This is a genomic window from Alteromonas sp. 4NH20-0056 (assembly GCF_057539655.1).
Window position 1 is genome coordinate 188,625 of record NZ_BAAJLS010000006.1, and the last position, 25,202, is coordinate 213,826.

23 protein-coding genes are annotated in these 25,202 nt (G+C 44.9%); 15 read left to right on the forward strand and 8 right to left on the reverse strand.

Translation table 11 applies throughout. The features are described from left to right. Positions 1-187: 187 nt before the first annotated feature. Positions 188-820 (reverse strand): SDR family oxidoreductase, encoded by a 633-nt coding sequence (locus tag AC27EZ_RS12900; RefSeq protein ID WP_487135698.1) that lies wholly within the window; start codon positions 818-820, stop codon positions 188-190. A gap of 216 nt (positions 821-1,036) precedes the next feature. Further along, positions 1,037-2,860, reverse strand: coding sequence for a M2 family metallopeptidase (locus AC27EZ_RS12905; RefSeq protein WP_487135699.1), 1,824 nt, complete (start codon positions 2,858-2,860; stop codon positions 1,037-1,039). Positions 2,861-3,193: 333 nt separating this feature from the next. Between AC27EZ_RS12905 and AC27EZ_RS12910 the strand changes: the two genes are divergently transcribed. Both AC27EZ_RS12910 and AC27EZ_RS12915 read left to right on the forward strand, forming a co-directional pair. After that, positions 3,194-3,358 carry a hypothetical protein gene (locus tag AC27EZ_RS12910; RefSeq protein ID WP_487135700.1) on the forward strand — a complete coding sequence of 55 codons (165 nt, stop codon included), beginning with the start codon at positions 3,194-3,196 and terminating at the stop codon, positions 3,356-3,358. Between the two features lie 305 nt (positions 3,359-3,663). After that, entirely contained in the window at positions 3,664-4,404 is a 741-nt protein-coding gene (locus AC27EZ_RS12915; protein WP_487135701.1) for a hypothetical protein, read from the forward strand. A gap of 119 nt (positions 4,405-4,523) precedes the next feature. Here the strand turns inward: AC27EZ_RS12915 and AC27EZ_RS12920 are convergent, their stop codons facing one another. Both AC27EZ_RS12920 and AC27EZ_RS12925 read right to left on the reverse strand, forming a co-directional pair. Further along, positions 4,524-5,699 (reverse strand): saccharopine dehydrogenase family protein, encoded by a 1,176-nt coding sequence (locus tag AC27EZ_RS12920; protein ID WP_487135702.1) that lies wholly within the window; start codon positions 5,697-5,699, stop codon positions 4,524-4,526. 150 nt (positions 5,700-5,849) lie between these two features. Continuing rightward, positions 5,850-7,052: an aminotransferase class I/II-fold pyridoxal phosphate-dependent enzyme gene (locus tag AC27EZ_RS12925; protein WP_487135703.1), complete on the reverse strand. Its 1,203-nt coding sequence runs from the start codon at positions 7,050-7,052 to the stop codon at positions 5,850-5,852. A gap of 229 nt (positions 7,053-7,281) precedes the next feature. Here AC27EZ_RS12925 and AC27EZ_RS12930 point away from each other — a divergent pair, with 229 nt between their 5' ends. Further along, a complete protein-coding gene (locus AC27EZ_RS12930) occupies positions 7,282-9,720 on the forward strand; it encodes a zinc-dependent metalloprotease (protein WP_487135704.1) in 2,439 nt (812 codons plus the stop codon). 58 nt (positions 9,721-9,778) lie between these two features. Here AC27EZ_RS12930 and AC27EZ_RS12935 read toward each other — a convergent pair whose 3' ends face one another. Together AC27EZ_RS12935 and AC27EZ_RS12940 are read right to left on the reverse strand one after the other, a co-directional pair. Continuing rightward, entirely contained in the window at positions 9,779-10,909 is a 1,131-nt protein-coding gene (locus tag AC27EZ_RS12935; RefSeq protein WP_487135705.1) for a M14 family metallopeptidase, read from the reverse strand. A gap of 24 nt (positions 10,910-10,933) precedes the next feature. After that, positions 10,934-11,683 carry a HesA/MoeB/ThiF family protein gene (locus AC27EZ_RS12940; RefSeq protein WP_487135706.1) on the reverse strand — a complete coding sequence of 250 codons (750 nt, stop codon included), beginning with the start codon at positions 11,681-11,683 and terminating at the stop codon, positions 10,934-10,936. A 123-nt stretch (positions 11,684-11,806) separates the two neighbouring features. Here AC27EZ_RS12940 and moaB point away from each other — a divergent pair, with 123 nt between their 5' ends. The 7 genes from moaB to AC27EZ_RS12975 are packed head-to-tail and all read left to right on the forward strand — an operon-like array spanning position 11,807 to position 16,154. Beyond that, positions 11,807-12,313, forward strand: a complete 507-nt coding sequence (gene moaB / locus AC27EZ_RS12945) for a molybdenum cofactor biosynthesis protein B (protein ID WP_487135707.1) — start codon at positions 11,807-11,809, stop codon at positions 12,311-12,313. Continuing rightward, entirely contained in the window at positions 12,310-12,786 is a 477-nt protein-coding gene (gene moaC, locus AC27EZ_RS12950) for a cyclic pyranopterin monophosphate synthase MoaC (protein ID WP_487135708.1), read from the forward strand. The genes moaB and moaC overlap by 4 nt, the downstream gene beginning before the upstream one ends. A 57-nt stretch (positions 12,787-12,843) precedes the next feature. Then, positions 12,844-13,092, forward strand: coding sequence for a MoaD/ThiS family protein (locus AC27EZ_RS12955; protein WP_487135709.1), 249 nt, complete (start codon positions 12,844-12,846; stop codon positions 13,090-13,092). Positions 13,093-13,094: 2 nt separating this feature from the next. Further along, positions 13,095-13,589 carry a molybdenum cofactor biosynthesis protein MoaE gene (locus AC27EZ_RS12960; RefSeq protein WP_487135710.1) on the forward strand — a complete coding sequence of 165 codons (495 nt, stop codon included), beginning with the start codon at positions 13,095-13,097 and terminating at the stop codon, positions 13,587-13,589. A gap of 5 nt (positions 13,590-13,594) precedes the next feature. Further along, the gene (gene modA, locus AC27EZ_RS12965) at positions 13,595-14,401 is read left to right on the forward strand and encodes a molybdate ABC transporter substrate-binding protein (RefSeq protein ID WP_487135711.1); all 807 of its coding nucleotides are present in this window, start codon (positions 13,595-13,597) and stop codon (positions 14,399-14,401) included. Further along, the gene (gene modB / locus AC27EZ_RS12970; protein WP_487135712.1) at positions 14,398-15,072 is read left to right on the forward strand and encodes a molybdate ABC transporter permease subunit; all 675 of its coding nucleotides are present in this window, start codon (positions 14,398-14,400) and stop codon (positions 15,070-15,072) included. The genes modA and modB overlap by 4 nt, the downstream gene beginning before the upstream one ends. Next, positions 15,069-16,154 carry an ATP-binding cassette domain-containing protein gene (locus tag AC27EZ_RS12975; protein WP_487135713.1) on the forward strand — a complete coding sequence of 362 codons (1,086 nt, stop codon included), beginning with the start codon at positions 15,069-15,071 and terminating at the stop codon, positions 16,152-16,154. The genes modB and AC27EZ_RS12975 overlap by 4 nt, the downstream gene beginning before the upstream one ends. 49 nt (positions 16,155-16,203) lie before the next feature. Here AC27EZ_RS12975 and hemN read toward each other — a convergent pair whose 3' ends face one another. After that, positions 16,204-17,568 (reverse strand): oxygen-independent coproporphyrinogen III oxidase, encoded by a 1,365-nt coding sequence (gene hemN, locus AC27EZ_RS12980; RefSeq protein ID WP_487135714.1) that lies wholly within the window; start codon positions 17,566-17,568, stop codon positions 16,204-16,206. A gap of 139 nt (positions 17,569-17,707) precedes the next feature. Here hemN and AC27EZ_RS12985 point away from each other — a divergent pair, with 139 nt between their 5' ends. Both AC27EZ_RS12985 and AC27EZ_RS12990 read left to right on the forward strand, forming a co-directional pair. Continuing rightward, complete coding sequence (locus tag AC27EZ_RS12985) at positions 17,708-18,496, forward strand: SGNH/GDSL hydrolase family protein (RefSeq protein ID WP_487135715.1); 789 nt, start codon at positions 17,708-17,710, stop codon at positions 18,494-18,496. Positions 18,497-18,579: 83 nt separating this feature from the next. Next, positions 18,580-19,236: a DsbA family oxidoreductase gene (locus AC27EZ_RS12990; RefSeq protein ID WP_487135716.1), complete on the forward strand. Its 657-nt coding sequence runs from the start codon at positions 18,580-18,582 to the stop codon at positions 19,234-19,236. 176 nt (positions 19,237-19,412) lie between these two features. Here the strand turns inward: AC27EZ_RS12990 and AC27EZ_RS12995 are convergent, their stop codons facing one another. Beyond that, the gene (locus AC27EZ_RS12995) at positions 19,413-21,947 is read right to left on the reverse strand and encodes a TonB-dependent receptor (protein ID WP_487135717.1); all 2,535 of its coding nucleotides are present in this window, start codon (positions 21,945-21,947) and stop codon (positions 19,413-19,415) included. 275 nt (positions 21,948-22,222) lie between these two features. Between AC27EZ_RS12995 and AC27EZ_RS13000 the strand changes: the two genes are divergently transcribed. Genes AC27EZ_RS13000 through AC27EZ_RS13010 form a run of 3 tightly spaced genes read left to right on the forward strand, consistent with a single transcriptional unit; the run spans position 22,223 to position 25,191 of the window. Beyond that, entirely contained in the window at positions 22,223-22,897 is a 675-nt protein-coding gene (locus AC27EZ_RS13000; RefSeq protein WP_487135718.1) for a histidine phosphatase family protein, read from the forward strand. 11 nt (positions 22,898-22,908) lie between these two features. Further along, positions 22,909-24,123, forward strand: coding sequence for an acyl-CoA dehydrogenase family protein (locus tag AC27EZ_RS13005; RefSeq protein ID WP_487135719.1), 1,215 nt, complete (start codon positions 22,909-22,911; stop codon positions 24,121-24,123). 9 nt (positions 24,124-24,132) lie between these two features. Next, on the forward strand, positions 24,133-25,191 hold the full coding sequence (locus tag AC27EZ_RS13010) for a phosphotransferase family protein (protein WP_487135720.1): 1,059 nt from the start codon (positions 24,133-24,135) through the stop codon (positions 25,189-25,191). Positions 25,192-25,202 lie beyond the last annotated feature (11 nt).

Genomic DNA, 25,202 nt, shown 5'->3' on the forward strand with positions numbered 1-25,202 from the left:
CATTCAGTGTACACTTAACGCTGCGACGGCCACAATAGATGCAGGTAATGAACGAAAACATAAGAAAAACAACGGCGGTAAGGAAAGAGGGCAGACGTAAACTATCAAGCTATCGCGTACGACCAACAAACATAAAGCCCCCCAGTTCTAGCACTGGAGGGCTTTTACGTATTATGTTTAGCTTGCACTAGAATGCCTGAGAGATTGGCATATCACCTTTAAACAGGTAGGTAATAGTGTTGTCTCTGTCCGCGCGACCGACCGCCTCGACGATGGCGGTGGCGACGTCCTCTCGAGGGATTACGGCTTCATCTTGATTGTCAGGCATGTCAGTTCTTATTAAGTGCGTGCCTGGTTCGTTTAATAGTGAGCCCGGACGAAGGATAACGTATTGCATACCGCTGTTAATAAGGTGCTCGTCAGCCATATGTTTTGCAACGAGATAGGGCTTCATGTCTGAATCGACCTGATTAGGATCTCCTGCGCCTATCGAACTTACCATTATAAACGATGCTGTTTTCGCTTCTTTCGCGTACTCGATTGCGTTGCGCGCCGCCCACAAATCGATAAGCATTGTTTTATCCGCTCCGGTGCCTCCCCCTGAGCCTGCGGTGAACACTACTTGGTCGACGCCTTCAAAATGTGAAGAAAAATCTTTCTCTAGATCTTGTTCTTTGACGCTTAGATTCGCATGAGAAATGTCAGACAATTTCTCTGGACTTCTGACTGGTGCAACAACGTGATGCCCTGCGTCCAGCAGTTTTACGGTTGCTTGTTTACCGATTTGGCCTGAAGCGCCAATTACTAAAATAGTAGCCATTTAATGTACCTCCTTGGTTAATGGTTACGAGTGCATATGTACTCACAGGGCATATCGATCACTTTTGACGATGAACGGCATTATAGTGAGATAACATTAACGTAGCCTAGGCATAAAAAAAGCGCCTCATAAAAATGGGCGCTTTCTAAAGCCGTTAGGCAGATACCTTATATTGACAATAGCGACTTACCGACAGGCCGTGTCAGTGCGAGGACGCTACCAACCGCATTGTCTATTGGCATTTTGTTCGTCTAGCCATGTCTTAAGTGGAGCGAAGTAATCGGCAATGGTGCTGGCATCCATTTGTGGTGAGCCTGTTAATGTCTCTAATGCGTTTTGCCAAGGTTGGCTCATACCCATTTCCAACATAGTATTAAGCGCTTCACCTGCTTCTTTGCTGTTGTAAATAGAGCAGCGGTTTAATGGACCCTCATCACCTGCAATGTCACACAACGCTTTGTGAAATTGGAACTGAAGAATATGGGCTAAGAAATAACGAGTATAGGGTACGTTAGCGGGCACATGATATTTTGCACCTGGGTCAAACGCATCGCCTTCTCGTGAAACTGGCGCCATAACACCTTGGTACTTTTCACGAAGTTCCCACCATAGTTGATTATACTGTTCTGGTAATACTTCACCGGCCATGACTTTCCAGCGCCATTGGTCGACCATCAATCCGAAGGGGATAAATGCAATTTTGTCTAACGCAACCTGCATTAACATGCCAATGTCATTAGACGCATCTGGAATTTCATCAATCAATCCAATTTGTTTCAAGTATTTTGGTGTAATTGATAATGCGATGGTATCGCCAATCGCCTCATGAAAACCGTCGTTAGCAGAACCGCGGTATAATAGTGGCTGGTCTTTGTAAGCGCGCTGATAGTAGTTGTGCCCAAGTTCGTGATGAATAACATTGAACTCTTCACCAGTCTTTTGAATGCACATTTTTATACGCAAATCATCTTTATCATCTAAGTCCCAAGCTGAGGCATGGCATTGCACATCGCGGCCTTCTGGCTTCTGAAACATCGAACGTTCCCAGAATGATTCAGGAAGCTTTTCAAATCCTAGAGAAGAAAAGAATGACTCCGCTTGTTTGACCATCTTTATTTCATCATACCCTTGTGCATTGAGCGAGGCAGTGACATCCGGAACTTGCATTTCTTGTTCTGGTTTTACAATATCGTAAACGTTACCCCATGTTTGCGCCCACATATTCCCGAGAAGGTGCGCAGGGATTGGCTGATCCTGCGGAACTACGTCTTCGCCGTAGTGCTCACCGAGCTTTGCTCGAACATGACAATGTAATGATTCGTAGAACGGTTCAACTTGAGACCATAAGCGATCGAGTTCTTTTGGAAATGCATCTGCAGACATGTCATATTTTCCGCGCCACAGCTCACTAACATTTGCAAAACCAAGCTCGCTCGCCCCTTTGTTGGCCAGCGTCACTTGCTCGGCATAAAGCGGTGCCATAGGTTTAGATACTTCACGCCAGCCTTCCCAGTATTCAAGGAGCGTATCGGCATCACGCAATGTAGCCATTTCACCGCTCATTTCTACGAGGCTTTTACATGTACCGTCTTCTCGGCAATATTGACCAGAACCATACATAGCACTAAGTTCAGACCCTATTTTTGCCAGCCTCTCTGCCTCCTCAGGGTTAGATGGAGGAGGCATAGTAAGGCCATTTTTTAATAAGTTGAGTTGGCGACGAGTGTCAGCATCAACGTCTACGTCGTTAAACTGTGCGGCTTCTTTTGCTAATGTAGCAACCTTGGTAGATAGTACTTCGTTAAAGTAGGCACTTACCGCTGCAGTATCATAGTTAATATTTGTTGCATAACTCCACTCGGCGTGTGCGGCTGGGGTTTGCATTTTGGCAATGTCATTTTGTGCATTCTTAAGAAAAGTTTTCGCGTCTTGTGCGGTGGGTACGCTGGCGCTTTGTGGAGCATTTGTTGTCGACTCGTTACAACCCAATAGCGATAGGCTGACTATTGCGGCTAGTACGGTACGTTTGGTTTTTATCATTATCGTGTCCTTATTCTTGTCGTTATTCTGCCCATAAGTGGCAGAGACAGTGCGTTTCTATTTTCCAACGAGGATTAGCGTTTGTAAAACGAAAATTTTTTTGTATCTATAATTCAATAGGGCAGTACAGCTTGTGGCTTTGAAACTAGCCAATAAATGCATTGTTACAATTAACCTACAAACCAAAAGGATAAGCCATGTATGTATTTTATGGTTGTGATATCTTGAATGTGGTGACACGTTAATGACGCACACTGCGTCAGCCTTATTGCGCCTGTGAGTGAGCTCACGTGTCAGTTATAACCCTAGGTATTGTTACGGAGAACGGTCGATATGAAAACATTACTACGTTGTTTGCTTGTTGTTGCCTTTTTAATGGGCGCTATTGCCTCTTATAGTGCGGGAAATCGTACGGGTATGTTTATATTTGTGCTTGTAGGGTTTTTGTTGGAAGGTGCTTTTTGGTTTGGTTTGTTTCCACTCAAAAGAAAACATTAGTGCCAGCATTTGAGCTAGCGCTTAACGCTTGTTGCTCATTTCAATATTTTTTTACGCCCCGGTGGGCTACACATCCGACCTGTAATTGGTATTGAAAGGTATACAAGTGGCAGGTCTTTGTTTTTGCAGTGATAACGAAGGCTTTGGATGTTTCTTATAGCTTAACCGGCTTTAAATTTGCGCATTCCCCCCGCTAATAGGTATTGATAATTATACTTCCATGCACCTAAAGTCGAGTGTGTAATCGCTCCACACTGTAGTAACGTTGCCCGCGGTTATGTTAGGGCATTAATTAAGTAGTTACAGTGTTATTAAAAAGGGTTATTCAAGTGGCCGGCGCGCGTATTTGCGCATTCGTTACTTTAGCATTCGCTATCAATTTTAGTACATCGGTATGTGCTGAAAACCTTATTAATTCTGTCCATAGCAGACCCATATTACTCTTTACTTACCTAGACCACCCTGACGCTGAAAAAGTCACAGATGTATTAAAACGAGCTTACGCATCAATCGGTGTGGATACGACGTTTTCTGCCACGCCAGATGGTCGAGACTCGCTAACATTACTCAAAAAAGAGATGATTGATGGAGATGTCGCAAGACCGTCAGCTTTTGGCCAACTCTTCGATGATTTGATCGTGGTTGAACCTTCGATAATGGATGGTCAGTTATTTTTAGTGTGCAGTAAAGGCGTTGAGTGCCATCGTGAATTAGTCGAACGCGATGATATTCTTATGCTGACCAATATGCCGTTTGACGCTATATTTCGCGAAAATAATATCAAGGTGATGACCGGCAGTTACGGAACGTTTAATAAAAATATCGAGTATCTAAAACTGAACCGAGCAAGCTATCTTTTGTTCGGAGGAACGATGAGCGATAAATCACGCATTGACGCTGACTTTACCGTTATTCCAATCGTCTCGTTTCCTCTCCATCATATTCTCCACAAACGTTATAGCCACCTACTTCCTGACCTCGAGCAGGCAATAAATGAGCAATTAAATGTGCAGCCGAAAGAGGGGATAGCAGCATCAACGTTTTAATGCTGCGGCCTTAACATAGAGTAGACAAAAAAAGTGCGGACATTGCCGCACTTTTTGATAAGGAGTAAGTTTATAACGATTCTCAGTACATGCACTGAGAATCGTTATGTTACATGTTGTTATTTCTCTATGGCAAAGGTTAACCCTGCTTTTGTTTCTAAACGCTTAATTAATTCATTGCCAAGTGCCGCCGCTGGGGTAAAGAAGCCACCGTTAAGGCTGACATCTTTGCAAAGGCAAAGGGCCGACTCCGCAATCATTTTGCTCGTAGAACCATAGCCTGGATCTTTATCGCCTTTAACCGATACCGAAAGCGTCTCACCGTTCGTCGCTGTGCCTACAAATATAACGTCGTAGAAGCCGTTTTCACGTTCTTCTTTACTCGGACCTTCACCAGGCTTTGGACCATCGTCGCTAGCAAGAGACTTGTCTTTAGCCACATGGTTCGCCATCGCTTCGCCTTTTTCGCCCGGACCTGTCATCAACATTTCATCATACTGAAACGTTTTTCCGTAAGCATAGTTGGCAAGATAGTTTGTGCGGTGCACGTTTTTAGTATTAATTGCCGCCATAATGAACGGGGCAACCCATGTACCTAACGCTTCGTCATAGTATGGCTTATTACCGTCAGGTTGTTTTTGGCTGTTTTCCATGTCAGCAAGCGAATAAGGATTGATCAGCGCTGCCATAATCGACTTATCTTTGTGTGCCGCTACCATTGTTGCTTTCAAACTCGCTGCGGTGCCGCCTGAGAACGTACCTTGCATCTTGCGCACGCGGCCCTTCACATAGTCTATTACGTCGCCGGTTTGTGTCTTTGCGTGTTGCTGCAAATAATGTACGCCTAAGTCAAAGGGAACAGAATCAAAGCCGCACGAGAATACAATGTTTGCACCCGTCTCTTTCGCTTTATCTTCATACTTATTGATCATTTGATGCATCCACGCAGGTTCGCCACACAAGTCTGTATAGCCGGTGCCGTTTTCCACGCATGCTGACAATAACTTTTCACCGTATATTTGATAAGGACCAACTGTGGTAAGTACAACCTGGGTTCGTTTTGTTAGCGCATCGAGTGCAGTGTCGTCGTCACCGTCTGCAACAATAGAAGTAACACTATCACTGATACCGAGTTCTTCTTTAACCTGCTGAAGTTTACTTTCGTTTCTACCCGCTATCGCCCAAGACACGCTGTCATCACTGCCATATTCTGCTTGGAAATACTCAGCTACAAGCTTACCGGTGAAGCCAGTTGCACCAAAAATAACTACATCAAATTCGCGTTGTTTACTCATTACCTTGTCCTGTTCTATTTCGCTTGTTCACTAATATACGCATTCGTGTCGCCGACTTTTATTTTTTTGCATAATGTTCGTCTATTCACGAAATCTTTTTAAGGCACCGATACCGCTGAGCATCGTTAATACTGATTACACGTTTTGCCCTTATGATTGAAGTAAGCGGCGAACAAACGCCTCAATCCGTTCAAGTCCTTCGAACAATTCCGCATCGCTGGTGGCAAAAGACAATCGCACATAATGGCTGGCATTGGCCTCTCCAAAATCGTTGCCGGGAGTGAGTGCAACGTGATGCGTTTCTAATAATTGATCACAAAATTCAATAGCAGAAAGCCCCGTATTTTTAATGTTGACGTAAGCATAAAATGCGCCGTCGGGGTATGCTTCTACGGGAAGCCCCATGTTGCTAAGGCTTTTGAAAACGTGGGTGGCACGGGCAGATAATGTTGTTCTATTTTGCTCACATTGTATTAATGCATCGTTCGAAAAGCAGGCCAGTGCTGCGCGTTGCGCTAACGTTGATGGGCAAATAAAGAGGTTTTGTGCGAGTCGCTCCATTACCGCAACCATGTTATCAGGCACAACACACCAGCCCAAACGCCATCCGGTCATTCCGAAGTATTTCGAAAAACTATTTATTACAATGGTGTTGTCATGCAGGGCTTCATGAGAAAGCACGGTATGCAGGTCGTTGCGCGCGCATGCGTTGTCTGTTTTCGCTAACGCGAGGTCGAGATATATTTCGTCTACGATTAAAAAAGCGTCATTGCGCTTGCATGTTTCTCCGATATCTCGCAACGTCTGGTCGTCGATAGCCGTGCCCGTTGGATTAGCCGGTGTGGCAATAAGTACGCCTTTTGTATTTGGTTTCCAATGTTGCATAACAAGACGGTTAGTCAGTTGAAATTTGCTTTCGCTTGTTGTGGGAATAAGTGAAACATCTGCACCAAACGCGTTAAGAAAGCGACGATTACACGGGTAGGAAGGATCGCCTAATAAAACATTATCACCATTTTCCACAAGGGCTGCGCTAGCAAGAAGCAATGCGCCCGACGCACCTGCTGTGACGACGATGCGAGACGCTGGTACCGTTACATTGTGCTTGGTTTTATAGAATGTGCTTATTGCATCGCGAAGTGCCGACAGTCCTAATGCTCCCGTATACGGGTAGCTTGCATCATCAAGCGTGGCTCTCATAGCATCTAACACGGGCTGAGGGGCACCAAAGTCGGGCTCGCCCAAATTTAGTCTAATTACCTGATGTCCTTGCTCAGATAATTCCGTCGCTTTTTCGCCGTATGCCATGGCAAGAAAGGGCGAAATGGAAGTAGCTCTTGACGCAAATTTCAATGGTACATTCCTGTTTTCTAGGTATCTACTGGCACTATATCAATTACGTTTTGGTTTGCTAAGATTACGGTTGTACAAATATGTCTAATGGGAATAGGCAAGTGCCCAGACTTACGATAGGCTAGCGTAGGGCTTGCTTGTTATTCGTACATGTAAAGTAGCGAGTAAAACGGTAGCGGCCAATTAAAATTACAAGCGCAAGCGCGATATATCAACGAAGGAATAGTACATGTTTCATTGGAACCATCGAATAAGTTATCGACCAAAAAATGTTAAGTTTGCGTGGCTAGCGTTAATTGCTCTTACGTTGACATTTGCATCAAATGCGCAATCGGTATTGCCAACCATCGACGAGTTTACTGCTGCAATGCTAAAAAAAGACGGCATGATACCGGTGTATTTTGACGAAACGAAAGACACTGTTTACTTAGCGATCCCTCGCGACAACCCAGAGTATTTATTCCAAAGCAGCTTGCCTCATGGCGTAGGATCGAATGACATTGGGCTGGACAGAGGGCAATTGGGCGATACGCGATTGGTAACGTTTGAGCGCTATGGCAATAAGCTGATGTTGAAGCAGCTTAATACCCGCTACCGAGCTGAAAGCGGAAGTGCTGCTGAACAGAAAAGCATTGATGAAGCGTTTGCTGATAGTGTGTTGGCAGGCTTTACTGTTGTTGCGAACGATGACAACGCAGTATTGATTGATTACACACCTTATTTACTCAGTGATATCCACGGTATAAGCAGTAGGTTGTTAAATACTAAGCAGGGGACGTTTAGCCCTGACGCATCTCGCAGCGGTGTGTATTTGCCACGCACTAAAAGTTTTGAAAGAAATACTGAGCTAGAAGCGCTCGTTACGTTTAAAGGCAGTAAGCCGGGGAATTACTTGTCGCAGGTAACCCCAGATGGTGAAAGCTTATCTGTACATTTACACCATTCATTTGTCGCGTTACCCGAAGACGGTTTCCAACCTCGTGTTTATCATCCGTATTCGGGGTTCTGGAAGTTTAGTTATTATGATTATTCAACGCCCATTACTGCACCGACGGAACAGCGCTTCATCACACGCCATCGCCTAGCGAAAAAAACACCGCATAGTACAATAAGTGAGCCCGTTGAACCTATTATTTACTATTTAGATCCGGGCATTCCCGAGCCAGTCATGTCATCACTTAAAGAAGGCGCAAGTTGGTGGAATCAAGCATTTGAAGCGGCTGGGTACAAAAATGCCTTTCAGGTAAAAGTATTGCCTGACGATGCCGATCCGATGGATGTTAATTATAATGTTATACAATGGGTACATCGGGCAACACGTGGATGGTCTTATGGATCTTCTGTGGTCGACCCACGAACCGGAGAAATCTTAAAAGGGCACGTTACCCTTGGCTCTCTTCGTGTAAGGCAAGACTATTTAATTGCTTTGGGACTAACCAGCCCTTTTACAACAGGGAATACCGACACGACGGTTCAGCAAACCATGGCGTTGGATAGAATCAAACAACTATCAGCGCATGAAGTAGGGCACACGCTGGGTATTGCTCATAATTTTGCTGCAAGTGAAAATAATATGGCGTCTGTAATGGATTATCCGCACCCGATTATCTCCCTTGTCGATGGTAAAGTAAGTGTAAAAAATGCTTATGATAAGGGCATTGGCGCATGGGATAAGCATGCCGTTACTTACGGGTATCAAGATTTTTCACAAAACGCTGATGAAGCTGAAGAGCTGAATAAGATTATAATATCTGGCCGTAATGCGGGGTTAGATTTCAAATCAGACCCTGATACGCGCAGTTCTCGTCATGCCTCGGCAAATGGTCATATGTGGGAGAACGGTACTGATCCGCTCGACGCATTTGACCAGCTATCGGCCATTCGCGAAACCGCATTGCAACACATAGGTCTTAATACCTTACCGGCGAATGCGTCGTTGTCTTCACTTGAAAATGCACTAGTGCCAGTGTATTTGCTTCACCGTTTTCAACTGGAAGCGGTCGCAAAGCAAGTCGGCGGGCTAGTTTATGAATATGAGAGAAAGGGCGATTATACCACGCCTAAAGGCCAGCAGTTTGTGGCACCTCAAGTACAGCAGCGTGCCATGCAACAACTGATAAAAGCCAGCACAGCAGATTATCTGAGTATGCCAGAATCAGTACTAGCGCTCATTCCACCCCCTGCCTATGGCGATGACATTACTCGAGAGCACTTCAACGGAAAGATGGGTTTAATGCTAGACCCTGTATCGGCGGCAGCTTCTGCGGCTGACTACGCACTAAGTTTGTTGTTACACCCAGAGCGCTTAAATCGCTTAGAGTGGCAAGTCACAAGCAGTAAAGATAGACGTCGTAAAGTGAACGTTGAAATGTTGGTCGAGCAAATTCTAAGCGTGCATTGGTATAAGGGTGAAAACAGTCCGTTAGCAAAGCGTCTTAAAATGGTGGCACTTAACGCTATTATGCGCACGGTAATGCATAACGATACGGCACCTGAAGTAAAGTTAGCGATGCAAACTGCACTGTTGACGTTTAATGAGTGGTTAGACGATGAAGCTGATGATAACGACTATGAGGTGTTAAATACCTACTTCGCGACGTATTGGAAAACTGGAGAATGGTTAGGCCATTTTGAGGTAAAACCGTTACCACCAGGCTCACCCATTTAATCTATATTTTATACCCCAAAAAAGGCGCATTATGCGCCTTTTTTGGTGACGGGAGTTATCACTGTGCAGATGATAGCTCAACATAATTAGTAAACGCTTTGTAGAGTTGTGTCCCGCTTAATACAGATGCAGATGGGAAATGCAGAATGGGGATCAAGTCACACGGTGCGTACAGTATCCGACTTCCGTTTTCATTGTCTAACTCGTCAATATTGAGTACTTGTGCAAGGGGGGCACCCTGACTAACACGTTGCCCTGGTTTTGCAATGTATTCAACCATTCCCCCCCAATCGGTAAATAAGGTTTTATACTCACTTAACATGACACCAAGGCGCTCCATAGGAGCGGGGTAAATTGAACAGTTGTGCAAAAGGCCTTTTGCATTTAAGTAGCTTAAAATACTGGTCGCATCAATATCACCTTCAGCGAAGTCAATGACTTCTTGGCTACCCATCTCCAAAGTGAATGCTTCGACATTAAACTGCACCGTTCTTTCCAAGTCATTGGCAATACACTCTTGAAGCGTCCACCACGGACAAAACGTTGCTTCATCAAGCGCGCCGGCGAATACATTGGGAATAAAAATGCAGTGCGGAATATTAAATAACAGGGCGCTTTCTTTTGCATATTCGGGAATGTAGATGTGACGAGTAGACACAGGACCGTTATGTAAATCTAAAACAAAATCTGCATTCACCGCCATTTGTTGAAGTTTTAGATTGAGTTGCTGGGCTAACCCTAGGCCCCACGGCTCTTTTAGTTTTCTATCGATAGCGGTTGATAAGTACTGCCTGAATCGACGTTTTATACCGTCAATGGATTCCTCTGGCGTCACCGTTTTAGCAAACTGTTCAACAGCGCCTTTGTCAAAAAAGTAACCTCTATTCCAATTGGTCCCATTGACAGGGTCGAAGCGCCCAAGCGTATACTCTCCGGCCTTTATGTTGGTACCAATCGGGTTACAATTTGGTACTAATATAATTTCACCGCATATATCCATGTCTTTTAATCGCTGGATCAAGTGGTAGATAACCACATTACCTTGTACTTCAGCACCATGAATAGAGCTCTGGATATAGACCGTTGGGCCAGGACGTGAGCCTTTCATACGGTAAATAGGCACGTTCATGTTTCTACCTGAAGCATTTTGCGCCACTTTGATATGCGTTTTAACAACCTCAGTTGTCATAAAAGAAAACCTCTTTCTTTGTACTTAATTATTCTCACAATGCCGACAACCGGGGGTATTGGGCAACGCCCAGCGATGCCATTCATGTGTCAGGCCATCGAACGTGAGTAAGGTATTTAACGGAACATCACCAATATTCATAATAACCTGCATGGCTAACATGGCTTGATATGTACCAATAATATTTACGACGGGTGAAAATATCCCCGCCTCGATGCAGCTCAGCTCGGGAGATTGAAATAGCTGGCGCAGGCAACCGTAACATTTACTTTTTCCTGGCAACCCTACAAAAATTTGCCCCTCGAAGCGAATAGCCGACCCTGTCACCAACGCCGTTTTATGCTTAAAACATAATGCGTTAATCGTATCTTTTGCCTCAATATTATCAGTGCAGTCAAGCACCACATGTGCGCTTTCGATTAGGTCTGCATCCTCATCGCTAAAAGGTTTCTCGATGGTTTTGATGTGACAGGCACTGTTAAGCGTGCGCAAACGTTTTTGTGCCGCCGCCGCTTTATTCGTACCGACATCCTGTTCGCTAAACAGCGTTTGTCTCGGCAAATTGGTATTGTCGACAGCATCAAAATCGATTATTACTAGGTTTCCGACACCGCTGGCGCACAAGCTGGTTGCCGCAGCGGTACCAAGCCCACCCATGCCAATAATAACCACCGTTGCATTTAGCAAGGCTTCCTGACCGTTAAGGTCTACGCGAGGAAGCACTATATGACGGTTATAGCGTATTGCATCGTGATAAGATAAGGTTTTGGTCATAGGTTATGACAAGTTAGTTATTGAATTCATGGCATACACCCTTATAAAGTGGTATCCAATAAAAATTATGCGTGTACTTTAGCAAAGTCAGCGCGAATGTCGCAGTTCAAATTAGGATTTTATATGTCTGTAGTTAGCCAGCCTTTAAACATTGCTGTTCTCACCATCTCTGATACTCGTACGTTGGATACCGACAAGTCTGGTGACTATCTATCGGATGCGTTGACAACCGCAGGTCATATGCTGGCTGAACGCAGTCTTGTCAAAGACGACATCTACGCGCAGCGTGCTATCGTTTCTAAATGGATTGCAGATGCAAGTATTCACGCCATCCTGATCACTGGAGGAACAGGCTTTACGCATCGAGATTCGACCCCCGAAGCCATAAGTGTCTTATTTGACAAAGAAGTCGATGGCTTTGGCGAGCTATTTCGCCATGTGAGTTATGAAGAAATCGGCACATCAACGATTCAATCTCGTGCGCTTGCTGGCTTTGCAAATAATTCCGTTATTTTTTGCTTACCAGGTTCAACAGGCGCATGTCGCACTGCGTGGCAAAAAATTATTTCCAGCCAATTAGATGCCGACTTTAAGCCATGCAACTTTGTAAAACATTTGGTGGAAGCATGAGTACGTTTAGTCACCTTAATGTTGGCGGAGAGGCCAACATGGTTGATGTCAGTAACAAAGACGTGACCGTGCGTGAAGCGACAGCGCAAGGCTATTTGTATGTGGATAGCGCCGTTATCTCACAAATTAGCGAAGAAAAAATCGCCAAAGGTGATGTATTTGCCGTGGCAAGAATAGCAGGTATCCAAGGGGCAAAACGTTGTAGCGATCTGATCCCACTTTGTCATCCTCTTGCCTTGTCAAAAGTAGATATACGATTTGATATTGATAAGGAAAACAGCCGGATTAAAGCGGAATGTTACTGTAAACTAAGCGGAAAAACCGGCGTAGAAATGGAAGCTCTTACCGGAGTGAACATTGCGCTATTGACCTTGTTCGATATGTGCAAAGCCATCGATCCTGCCATGCGTATTGAAAATGTTCGTGTGGTCGAAAAGAAAGGTGGTAAAACGGGGCACTGGCAACAGGCCTAATTTAGTTAAGGCAAGTGACAATGTATAACTTGCTGCGATAAAAGATTAAGCAATTCCATGCAGATTACGATTAAAACATTTGCCCAAACGCGAGAGGTGAGCGGTTGCTCTTCGTTAGCGTTAGACGTTGACAATAAAAGCACGGTTGCCGATGTCATCATGCATTTAAAACAGCGCAGCCAAAACTGGGCCAACGCATTAGAAAGTAATGTGTTAACCGCTCGCAATCAAACACTATGTTCGCTGGATACCGTGGTTTCAGAAAATGATGAAATTGCCTTTTTCCCCCCTGTTACTGGGGGATAAATATGTTTGTATCAATCCAAGAAGGTGATTTTTCCCCTCATGATTTACATCAGCAACTTTATTCGTTGGCGAGCCAAAAAAACGCAGGTAACACAGGGGCGATAGTAACATTCACGGGGCTGGTGAGAGACGGGAATCCATCAGGGAAAATTGAGGGAATAGAGCTAGAGCACTATCCAGGTATGACTGAAAAGGCACTGAAACTGCTTATTCAAGATGCAACGCAGCGTTTTTCACTAAACAGCGCCGGTGCGGTGCATCGGGTTGGCCGTTTATACAATAATGACCAGATTGTATGGGTCGGCTGCGCTGCGCCGCATCGTCGCGCTGCGTTTGATGGAGCATGCTTTATTATGGATATGTTGAAGCAGTCTGTTCCACTCTGGAAAAAGGAATTTGTCGGTGATAAGTCCACATGGGTTGAAACTAAAGTCAGTGACGAGTATGCGGCGATGAAATGGATGCAGCCATCAAGCTGCGCGCCGGATAACGGGTAAAATCAGTGAAACGCTCACTTGGCTTGTTAGCCGTTATCGTTTTTAGTCTTATTTCGTTCGTTGCGAGCGCACAACCAACGTTACGCATTGCCGTGGCTGCTAACTTTTCGTCAGCGCTTAAACAGATCGCTGCACAATACACCAAAGACACCGGGCAGGTCATCAGTATCACGGTATCGTCAAGCGGCACTTTGTATGCGCAGATACTTCATGGGGCAGGGTTTGATATTTTTTTCTCTGCCGATATGGCACGCCCTAATGCACTTGTTGAACAAGGCATTATAACTCGTGATGATGTGTACGTTTATGCATTAGGTAAACTGGCGTTGGTGTCCAGTAATCCGTCTACAACGCTATATACGATAAGTGACACGCTTACCAACGGTAATAAGCTGGCGATTGCTAACCCTAAACTTGCTCCCTATGGCGTGGCAGCAAAAGAAGCCTTAACGGGCGTAAAGCAGTGGGACAATGTCTCTTCTCGAATCGTAACGGGAAAAAACGTTCTACAGGCTTTTCAGTTTTTTACGACGGGAAATGCCACAGCGGCGATTGTTGCACAGTCACTTCTTTATGAAATGAGTGCGGACAAGGCCAGCATGTTCTATGCGCCGATCCCTGAGCATGTTCATGCTGCAATCAAGCAAGGAGTAGCGATAACCGCAACCGATAGACAATATAAAAGCGCAGCGCGTTTTGTCGATTATGTTTTATCTGATGCCATCCAAAGTCAGTTGTCTTTCATGGGGTATAAGCCCGTAGTTTGCGATAAGCATTGTGGCAGCACGACCAGTATGATGGTAAAGCAATGATTGATCAAAACGTGGTTGATGCCATACTACTTACGGTCAAATTGGCTACTATCACGAGTGTTTTATTGGTTGTTATCACCACGCCATTGGCCTGGTGGTTGTCTCGCTGGCATCATAGCGCAAAACCCGCAGTGCTCTCGTTTTTATCGCTTCCTCTCGTGCTGCCGCCTACTGTACTAGGCTTTTACCTACTTATCGCGTTCTCGCCTCAATCTATTGTCGGTGAAGGGTACGCTGCGGTTACTGGGCAAACGTTGGCCTTTTCTTTTGAGGCGTTGGTCATCGGTTCGGTCATATATTCCTTTCCCTTTGCATTACAACCGCTTTACAGCGGTTTCATGTCATTTGACGCACGCTATTTAGATGTCGCTCGCTCAATGGGGTACCGTCGTTTTGAAGCCTTTTTTAATGTTGTGCTTCCCTTGTGTCGTTCATCGTTTGCGGTGGCGTTTGGTCTAAGCTTTGCCCATACCATCGGCGAATTTGGTGTAGTGCTAATGATAGGGGGAAATATTCCCGGTGAAACACAAGTCTTATCTATCGCGCTCTACGAGCATGTCGAAGCGCTTGAGTATACGATTGCACATAAAGTGTCGTTGATTCTGCTAGCGTTTTCGTTTGTTACCTTATTCGGATTGTACTGGCTGAATAATAAAAGGGGAGCTGTTTGAGGTTTTCGCTTGATTTCAAACATCGCGTTGTGGGCCAAGGCAGCATACCCGCTTCCGCAAACATGATTGGCGTATCCGGCCCATCAGGTGCGGGTAAAAGCAGCTTAATTAGGGCATTGTCAGGGTTTGAGCCCGACGCCGTCATGTCACTAGATTGGGAACACAGCGTTGCTGTATCGCCTCGCGTTGGTGTGGTGTTTCAACAGCCTATGCTGTTTCCACATTTAACAGTAAAACAAAACCTTGTATTTGCTCAGAAAAAAGCGACAACGGCATTGGATTCATTCGAGAGCATTATTTCATCTTGCCAATGTGCACACCTTCTTGAAAAATCAGTTGCAACCTTGTCGGGCGGTGAAGCGCAGCGTGTCGCGATAGCCCGTGCGTTATTAAATGGGCCAGACGTTCTCTTGCTTGATGAGGCATTAACTGCGTTGGACATAACATTGCGTAGAATGTTACTTAAATACCTTAAAACACTAAGTGTAAAAACAGGGTTAATGAGCGTCATTGTATCTCACGATACCGAAGAATTAGCGCTCTCATGTACGTCAATTCTGCATGTAGAAAATGGGCGAGTTGTGTTTACAGGTTCGGTAACTGAGTTTCTATCTTGGCGCATGACAAAAGGGCATTTACACGCTCAATCGATATCTACGTATGCGCCAATTTCGTTACTTAACGGTTCATTACTGAAAAGCACCACTGCATTTTTGTATCCACTAAATAGAATAGCAGTGGGTAGTACGATAATTTACGCTTCACCGGATTCGCCAAACGTAATGTATGTGGACGAGCCATCAGAACACTGCCAGCCTAATGTGACTGTCATACTCGACGCTGCTCACATATCGATAGAGGTTGCACATAATCAGGCGTGCACCACATCATCTATGTTAAACGCAATAGAGGGAATAATTGTTGATATAACCATTCCCGAAGGCCATGAGCAGGCTGGCGTTGCCTGGGTGACCCTTGATGCTGATGGACAGCGCATTACCGCAAGTATTAGTACGTTCTCTTTGGACGTATTGGGCCTTACCTGTGGAATGAAAGTGTTCGCCCGTTTTAAATGCCAATAGTTGCTGTCGCTAATTACATATCGCCTGTGTGCCTTTTAATTAGACCGCTTCATATTGAACTAGAATAGCGGTTTACGCTGTGCTCGGTAGTTAAATATGCATCAAAACGAGCGCAAATGGCGCGGATGAAAATTCGCGCATGCGCCGGTACGCGTATCCACTCACGTTTCGTATCAACCATGCCATCGTTTTCTAAACTAGAGAGCGCTTCTAACGGCTCGGCAAAATATTCATCAAAGTTCACATTAAACTTACGTTCCACCGCACATTTTTCTACCGCCATATTGCACATAAGTGCCATGATAACGTCTCGTCTTATTAAATCGTCTTGGGTTAACGTTAAGCCTTTTTCAGGTGCTGATTGGTTGTCGTCAACGCTGGTATAATAATCACTCAATTTTTTCGCATTCTGTGTGTAGGCATTCCCTACGGTGCTTATTGACGATACGCCTAGCCCAACTAAGTCTGCATCCCCTCGTGTGGTGTAGCCTTGGAAATTTCTGTGCAATTTACCTTGTTGTTTCGCTACGCTGAGCGGATCGCCACTTCGTGCAAAGTGGTCCATTCCAATCATTTCAAAGCCGGTCAATGTTAAGCTATCGACGGCTAATGCATGAAGCTTCGCTTTTAACTCAGCAGAGGGTAGAGCGTCATTATCAATTTTTCGCTGTGCGGCAAAGCGTTCAGGTAAATGGGCGTAGCTAAATAGAGAAATCCGGTCCGGAGACATTGCTTTTGCTGCAACCAGCGTCGTCTGAAAAGACTCTAGGGTTTGATGAGGAAGGCCATAAATTAGGTCGAGATTAATAGAGGTAAAACCAACGGTTCGAGCGTGAAATACCAGGTTAGCAATACTGGCCGTACTTTGCACACGGTTGATTGCGTACTGTACGTCATAATTAGTATCTTGCACACCGAAGCTTAATCTGGAATAACCTAAATTAGCAAGGTTGTCTAAATATTGGGTATCGACGTTTCGAGGATCTAGCTCGATAGAGCACTCGGTTTCATCGTTAAAGTGAAAATGCTTTCTCAGGATATGCATTAAGAAGGCGTGTTGTACATTATTCAAAAAACTCGGTGAGCCTCCGCCCAAATGCAACGCAATGACCTTTTTATCCTTAAACAAGGCTTTTTTTGTAAGGATCTCACGTTCAAGGTAATCTAGGTATCGGTCTGCTTTTTCATTATGACGTGTGACAATTTTGTTGCAACCGCAGTAGTAACAAAGGGTTTCACAAAATGGAATATGCACATATAGACTGATCTCGTCTGCCAAAGATGCAGTAGCCGCGCGAGCTAACACCATATCGTCTACCGCTGAAAATTTCAGTGCAGTAGGGTAAGAAGTATAGCGTGGCGCTTGTTGAGTATATTTTTTTACTGATGCATCTGCAGTAGGTAAAACAATCATGATGTGGTTCATTATAGGTAGAGTATGCGCACAGTGACGTTGTAAGAGCGTCTCGCATCATTATTTCGTATTGGGATAGTAACGTGTCTAAAGGGTGTTTTTATTGATCTCGTTCAAACTAATCACACAAAGTATGAAAATGATTGCGATAATTGCCGCTGTACCCTTGCTTTTAGTACAAGCTATATGGGTGAAAATGCGTGTTATCAGGTTACCCGAACCAGAAGGTGAGAGGGAGTCTGTAGTGCTTAATGCCTCAGTTAACGATGACCCTATAACGCTTCTCGTGCTAGGCGACTCAGCGGCCGCAGGCGTGGGTGTAAAAAAGCAAGAACACGCATTGTTCGGGCAGTTAATTAGCCAACTTTCGCTAAAAACTAATGTTAAGGGAACACTTGTTGCTAAGACAGGCAATACCAGTGAAATGTTACTGTCAGAGGTGACGCAAGTATCACAGCGTTTTAACGCAGCGCTGGTTTCAATAGGCGTGAACGACGTGACGAAGCTGGTTTCAGTTGCGTCGTGGCGTAAAAACGTTGAAGCAATATATTTTCATTTGGTCGAACACTGTCAGTGTCAACATATAGTGTTTACCGCATTGCCGCCCATGCATCAGTTTCCTGCATTGCCGCAACCTCTTCGCAGCGTATTGGGACAGCGCGCTACGCGATTAAATCATGAGTTAGAAAATATCGCTCAAGCACACGATAAAATGCATGTCGTGACGATTTCCATTCCCCATGAAGCAATAATCGATGTTACCCAACTACAGGGTGTTAAAGCGTGTATGGATCATACCGCGACCTTTATGGCTACTGATGGCTTTCATCCCGGTGAAAAAGGTTACACTTTATGGGCAAAGGAGGTCTCATCGCTGCTATTTGCGCGTTTATCTCATAATGACAGTCACAAGGACAAGTGGACTTGAGAATATCGCACTTGCCCTTACTAAGAAGCAAGAAGGGTAAAATATTGCGCGAAAACGAACGCCAGACAACGAAAGGAATAACGATGAAAAAAGTAACCATTGATATGGTGTCAGATATAGTATGCCCGTGGTGCATTGTCGGTTACAAGCGTCTGCAACAAGCGGCAGCATTACTTGACGATATAGAGATAACCATTAACTTTCATCCGTTTGAGCTAAATCCGTCAATGCCTGATGAAGGGCAAAACTTACGTGAACATGTTATGGAGAAATACGGGATAAGTGAGGCGCAGAGTAAGCAAGCTAGAGCACAACTTGTTCAAGTGGGCGAAGAAGTAGGGTTTGAATTTAACTATTCTGACGATACGCGCATGGTAAACACGTTCAAGGCGCATCAGCTTCTGCACTACGCTCGTACTGAAGGAAAGGAAGAGCAGCTCAAATTACGATTATTCTCTGCATTTTTTAATGAAAGAAAAAATATAAACGACATTGATGTGCTTATCGAAGAAGCTAGCGTCGTCGGGTTGGATATTGAGAAAGCAAAAAACGCCCTTGTGAGTGGGCAATACGCCGATGTGGTGCGAGCGGAAGAAAACAGATGGATGCAAATGGGTATTCAGAGTGTGCCAACCTTTGTCATCGCAGATCAAGGAATAGCGGGCGCTCAGCCCCCAGAAACGTTAGCAAACTTTATTCGCGAGTCGATCGAAACTCTACATGCAACGGCTGAAAGCTAGCGTGGAACAGTAACAAACAAAGCTACTGACTACATTGTTTTCAAGTCGACTAAACAGGTGCGATAGCGTTGACCGACGCTATGCCGTTATGTAACGCAAGTGTGGAACATGTCGCGCTTTATAGTTACCAGATAGAGTCCTAGGGCGGCATAGTGCCCTAGGCAATAGTACTGGACTTAAAAACGCTTGGTTAGCTGAATGCCGTAAGTTCGCGGTGCACCCGGATAAGCCATGATCTTTCCCTGCTGAACGGGCACGTCGAAACCGCTTCTGGCAACATACTCTTCGTTAAGTGCGTTACGCACCCATAAGGCAATGTCGGTTTCAATATTATCCAAGGTAACTGTAAGCCTTGCATTAACGAGTTCAAATGATCCCGCGTACTTGTAAGGGTCGTTGGCATCATCGAGAAATACGTCACCGGTATATTGATAGTCAATACTGGCGTTCGCGTCAATTGTGCCAATATTAAAGTAGTGGGTTAACATAACCGCAGCGCTGTTTTGCGGTTCGAAACCTAGCCTATCTCCACCCCGTGCACAAAATGGATCAGTAGGAGAGGCCCTTCCTGGATCATCAATACCGGTATGCCACGTGTAGGCAACCCAACAGGTACCTTGTTTAAATTCATCGAAATTAGCTAGTGTTCTGGAGGCATTCACATTAAGTATTGTGTTTGATGTCATTAACCATGTTGCTTCGACTTCAAGACCTTTTATTTTAATGTCTCCAGCATTTTGTAGATTAAAGCCGGTACCGGTAAACGTCGTTGCTTGGAAGTCGCTAATGGTAGTGTAATGCGCACTAGCATTTAACCTAAGCCCACTACGCGGCCACTCTTTTTTAATGCCTATTTCTGTGCTTTTCGATTTCTCGGCATTGAACAGAGGGCTCAATTGAGGAGATATTCGGTCGGTATTTGTACCGCCAGCTTTAAACCCTGTAGCAAAGCTCGTGTAAATTAACGTACTGCTATCATGCTGGTAAGCAAGCTTAACGGTGCCTGTGATTTGACTATCACTGCGTGTTTCGTTCATATCAGGGCGCGGGAGCACTGCCGCAGAACCTAAAAAGAAATAACCCCAACCGGGTTGTTGAAACGGCGCAATGGCGTTTAATGCCTGTTGCGATGGTACGGCGTTTGAAACAAGTGCGCTGCCGATGTCGTTTAACCCAACGAGTGCCGCAGGAACGTTAGGCCAGCTGTTTGGGTCTTTATCAAGGCCGTTTATACCGGGACCAACTTCGTTGTACTGGCCGATAATTGATTTGTCTTCATTGGTATAACGAAGCCCTGTAGTCAGTGTTATCGCATTCGACAAAAACCAATCAGCCTGTGCGAAAACAGCAATACTGTCTTGTTCCTGGTTTGCAGTATGAGCAAATGCAGTATTGCTTGGGGCTGACGCCGCCGCTGGAGCAATAACACCGTTGGTTAACGTACTAAAGGTATTGATAGCATCAGCCAATGGTTGTAGGTCAGAAGCGACGACATCGAAAAATGTCTGAAACTGAGATTGAGTGGTGGTATTAAATGCCAAATTGAGATTCTGACTAAAGTAATAGGCACCTGCGATAGCACGCATAGTTTTAGACGTATAGTGCAACTGAATTTCTTGAGAAAAAGATTGTTGTTGAGCGTCATTCGTTGCAGTGAGCAATTCGGCATTTGAGAAATCAGTATCAACGCTATCTAGGCTATCAAACGCTCTAAAGGCAGAGATGCTGGTAAAGCGCCAGTTTTGATCTAGATTCACCTCAACGTGCGCAGATACTCCTTTGTCTATCATTTCAGATATCGGTGATTGAGAGAGCGAGGTATTGAAGTTATAAAAATTCTCTTTTGAATAAATAGTGGCGTTAAATAGCGGGGAGGCTAATAAGCTATCTGTACCGAATTTATTGGGGATTTCATTCGCGCTAAGATTATTTTGGTATGTAAGCGCACCGCAGCAACGCTCTTCAAGCTCACCGTAGTCGGCAATAATTCGCACACTAATATCGTCTGTTGGTGTATAAAGCCACTGAACTTTTACCCCAGAGCGGTTGCGATTATTAAGACTTTCTCCCGATGCTTCATTAGTAATGAAACCATCAGCGTCACTTTTGAAACCTGAAATTCGCATGGCCAGCACATCATCAATAACAGATACTGACGTAGCACCACTCACTCTTAACGTATTTTGATTACCTGCCAACAGAGAAATAAAACCGTTGGGGCCATCGTGAGACGGGGCGAAAGAGGTCAAGGTCATCGCTCCTGCTGCGGTGTTTTTACCGAACAATGTTCCTTGTGGTCCCCGTAATATTTCCAGTGATTCAATATCGACGAGGTCGTTAATCAACGCGTTTTGACGAGAACGATAAACGCCATCTACATACAGGCCTACCGACGATTCGAATCCGAAGTTTTGCGATGACGTGCCAATGCCGCGAATAGAAAACCCAGAATTAGTAACGCTTTGGTTTTGAAATGCGCCGAATGCAGGAACATAATTTTGTAAGTCGAAAACGTCACGAGAAACGGTATTGATAATGTCGTTTCCCGACAAAGCCGTGACGGAAACGGGAACGTCCTGAAGGTTTTGCGGCGTTTTTTGCGCGCTAACGATAATACGTTCTAGCTTTTTTTCTTGACCTGCTACATGGGGGGAAAGTGCCAGTGCGATAGATGCCACGATAATAAGAGGGGCATGTGGAAAAGTTGTCATTATTGTTTTGTTCCATAAATCAAATAACTACCGCGATATAGCTAATGCGGTATAAAAAGCAGGCAAGAGAGCCTCATTCGCTCTGAATAGACAGCGAAACTTACCGTATTTCCAATTGAAACCATACCGTTGGTAGGCCGCTAACTTGTTGCAATTATACAGTACCGTATTTTCTTCATAGTTTCACATGATGTATGCCTATTCAAAATATCAATTAAACTTATGGAAGTTCTTTTCTTACCATGGTTAACATATTGATAACAAAAGAACGTAAAATGACTGAAATCTATCTCGTTAGGCACGGCCAAGCGTCGTTTGGTAAGGCAAACTATGACAAATTAAGTGAGCTGGGTATTCAGCAGGCAAAATGGCTTGGCGAGTACTTTTCTCATCGAGAGGTAACGTTTGACGATGTCTATATGGGCGAGATGGTAAGACATGATGAGACTATGCAGGGCATTGCCGATGGTCTCGGTGACTTACCCGGTGCAAAAATACACAGCGAGCTGAACGAATTTAATTTCCAAGCGGTCGCAAAAGCCTACCTAGACGCAAACCCTCACGATGCGGTACCAGAAGGTGCTCCTCCGGCAGAATTTTACAGGCTATTAAGAAAAGCGATGCTTGCATGGGCAAGTGACGCATTACCTCATGAATTGCTAGACGAGTCATGGGCAGACTTTGAGCAACGTGCATTTACTATGCTTCAACATTTGCAACAAAGCGATAAAAAAAGAGTGTTAGTGGTTAGTTCTGGAGGCGCCATATCGATGATGCTAAAGCATATCATCGGGTATAGCGCTCCCATGGTAATCAATATGAACTTACAAATACGAAATGCGAGTTTTTCACAATGCTTCGCTAACAAACGAGGCGTTCATTTAAATAATTTCAACAGCGTTCCTCACCTGGATGTGATTGACAGGTTACACGCCATTACCTATAGCTAATTGGGGCAGATATGAACTTTGAATATAACGAAAGAACACAAACGCTTTTGACGAAGTTGAAAGACTTCATGCAACAAGAAGTTTATCCGATAGAAAAAGAATATATCCACGCTGTAGAAACGTCGAAGGATCGATGGAAAACGCCTGAGATGATGCAAACACTGAAACAAAAAGCGCAAGACGCGGGTTTATGGAACTTGTTTCTCCCAGAAGAATACAAGCCATATGGTGCCGGTTTAACTAATGCTGAATACGCACCACTATGCGAAGAGATGGGACGGGTGTTGTTCAGCGCTGAAATTTTTAACTGTAGTGCGCCAGATACGGGCAATATGGAAGTGCTAGCTAAATACGGAAACGATACGCACAAAAAAGCATGGTTAGAGCCGTTGCTTAAAGGGCAAATTCGTTCTGCATTCGCGATGACTGAGCCTGCCGTTGCATCTAGCGACGCGACGAACATCGAAACATCAATAGAACGTGATGGCGATGAATACGTGATTAATGGGCGTAAGTGGTATACCAGCGGTGCGATGAATGAAAACTGCAAGATAATGGTGGTAATGGGTAAAACCGATTTTGATGCACCACGCCATCAGCAGCAGTCGCAAGTTTTAGTTCCGATGAATACGCCAGGGGTAACCGTGGTGCGTCCTATGGCTGCAATGGGGTATTTTGATGAGCCTATCGGCCATGCTGAGGTGTTATTCGAAAATGTTCGAGTGCCTGCTGAAAACTTGTTACTTGGCGAAGGCCGAGGCTTTGAAATTGCGCAGGGGCGTTTAGGGCCAGGTAGAATCCACCACTGCATGCGATTAATTGGATGCGCACAACGTGCACTAGATATGGCGTGTGAGCGTGTAGAGCAGCGCGTTGCATTTGGAAAGCCGCTTAGTAAACAGCAATCTATTCGAGAAACGATAGCCAAAATGCACTGTGATATTGAACAAGCGCGTTTGCTCACCCTCAAAGCTGCAGACAATATGGATAAATATGGCAATAAAGTGTCTCGCGAAATTATTGCTGCAATCAAAATTGTTGCGCCTACTATGGCCTGCAATGTCATTGATGAAGCCATTCAGATGCACGGTGCCGCGGGTACTAGCCAAGATTACGTGTTGTCTGCGATGTATGCATACGCGCGCACCATCAAGCTAGCAGATGGCCCTGACCAGGTTCATATGATGCAACTTGGACGTAATCTTATTGCGGCTAAAAACGCATAAGGAGGTTATGTGACAGTTGAAAATAAACAGTCGCCACATGCGCTAGACTTGCCAACAATCAATAACTATTTGGCTGCTAATTGCGCTGAGGTTGGGGTGGTAAAAAGTGCTGAAAAGTTTGCAGGTGGTCAATCGAACCCCACCTTTAAATTGGTAACGAATAAGGGGACGTTTGTACTACGCAGACAGCCCCCTGGTAAGCTTTTGAAATCGGCACATGCCGTGGATAGAGAGTATAAGGTCATCAATGCACTGCAAAATAGCGATGTTCCCGTGCCTAGGGCCTATCACCTTTGTGAAGATGTTGACGTTATCGGAAGCATGTTTTACATAATGGCTTACGTTGAAGGGAATATCTTTTGGAACAGTGCGTTGCCAGAAATTGCGTCTTCAGATACACGAGGGAAGATGTACGGTGAGATGAATCGCGTTCTTGCTGCGCTTCACAACGTAGACGTTGAGCTCGTTGGTTTGGGTGATTACGGCAAACCCGGAAGCTATTTCGAACGTCAGTTGAGCCGTTGGACTAAACAGTATCGTGCGTCTGAGATTGAGCATATTGAAGAAATTGAACAGCTCATTGGTTATCTTGAAAAAAACCTTCCGGATGACGATGGACAAGTATCGTTGGTACACGGTGACTTTCGTTTAGACAATATGATGTTTGATATGTCTGATACGTCTAATCCCCGTGTTATTGCTGTGCTCGACTGGGAATTGTCTACGCTTGGGCACCCTTACGCCGATTTAGCGTATCAATGCATGCAATTACGGTTACCGTCTGATATCGCTCATGCTGCTGGTTTAGGTGGGCTTGATAGAGATGCATTGGGTATTCCGAATGAAAAAGCCTACATCAAAGACTATTGCGAGCGTCGTGGTATTGATGGCATCGATAACTGGACGTTCTATTTAGCGTTCAGTTTCTTTCGACTGGCAGCCATTGTGCAAGGTGTGGTCAAACGCGCTCATGACGGCAACGCATCGAGCGAGAAAGCCATGCAGCTTGGTGCCATGGTGAAGCCGTTGGCGCAAATAGCCAACCAGACGATACATCAAGACGCATAACGCGCATTGAG

Coding starts and splice junctions, on each gene's coding strand:
- AC27EZ_RS12900 (WP_487135698.1), bottom strand. CDS start 820: ATGGCTACTATTTTAGTAATTGGCGCTTCAGGCCAAATCGGTAAACAA.
- AC27EZ_RS12905 (WP_487135699.1), bottom strand. CDS start 2,860: ATGATAAAAACCAAACGTACCGTACTAGCCGCAATAGTCAGCCTATCG.
- AC27EZ_RS12910 (WP_487135700.1), top strand. CDS start 3,194: ATGAAAACATTACTACGTTGTTTGCTTGTTGTTGCCTTTTTAATGGGC.
- AC27EZ_RS12920 (WP_487135702.1), bottom strand. CDS start 5,699: ATGAGTAAACAACGCGAATTTGATGTAGTTATTTTTGGTGCAACTGGC.
- AC27EZ_RS12930 (WP_487135704.1), top strand. CDS start 7,282: ATGTTTCATTGGAACCATCGAATAAGTTATCGACCAAAAAATGTTAAG.
- AC27EZ_RS12935 (WP_487135705.1), bottom strand. CDS start 10,909: ATGACAACTGAGGTTGTTAAAACGCATATCAAAGTGGCGCAAAATGCT.
- AC27EZ_RS12940 (WP_487135706.1), bottom strand. CDS start 11,683: ATGACCAAAACCTTATCTTATCACGATGCAATACGCTATAACCGTCAT.
- moaB (WP_487135707.1), top strand. CDS start 11,807: ATGTCTGTAGTTAGCCAGCCTTTAAACATTGCTGTTCTCACCATCTCT.
- moaC (WP_487135708.1), top strand. CDS start 12,310: ATGAGTACGTTTAGTCACCTTAATGTTGGCGGAGAGGCCAACATGGTT.
- AC27EZ_RS12955 (WP_487135709.1), top strand. CDS start 12,844: ATGCAGATTACGATTAAAACATTTGCCCAAACGCGAGAGGTGAGCGGT.
- AC27EZ_RS12960 (WP_487135710.1), top strand. CDS start 13,095: ATGTTTGTATCAATCCAAGAAGGTGATTTTTCCCCTCATGATTTACAT.
- modB (WP_487135712.1), top strand. CDS start 14,398: ATGATTGATCAAAACGTGGTTGATGCCATACTACTTACGGTCAAATTG.
- hemN (WP_487135714.1), bottom strand. CDS start 17,568: ATGATTGTTTTACCTACTGCAGATGCATCAGTAAAAAAATATACTCAA.
- AC27EZ_RS12985 (WP_487135715.1), top strand. CDS start 17,708: ATGATTGCGATAATTGCCGCTGTACCCTTGCTTTTAGTACAAGCTATA.
- AC27EZ_RS12990 (WP_487135716.1), top strand. CDS start 18,580: ATGAAAAAAGTAACCATTGATATGGTGTCAGATATAGTATGCCCGTGG.
- AC27EZ_RS12995 (WP_487135717.1), bottom strand. CDS start 21,947: ATGACAACTTTTCCACATGCCCCTCTTATTATCGTGGCATCTATCGCA.
- AC27EZ_RS13000 (WP_487135718.1), top strand. CDS start 22,223: ATGACTGAAATCTATCTCGTTAGGCACGGCCAAGCGTCGTTTGGTAAG.
- AC27EZ_RS13005 (WP_487135719.1), top strand. CDS start 22,909: ATGAACTTTGAATATAACGAAAGAACACAAACGCTTTTGACGAAGTTG.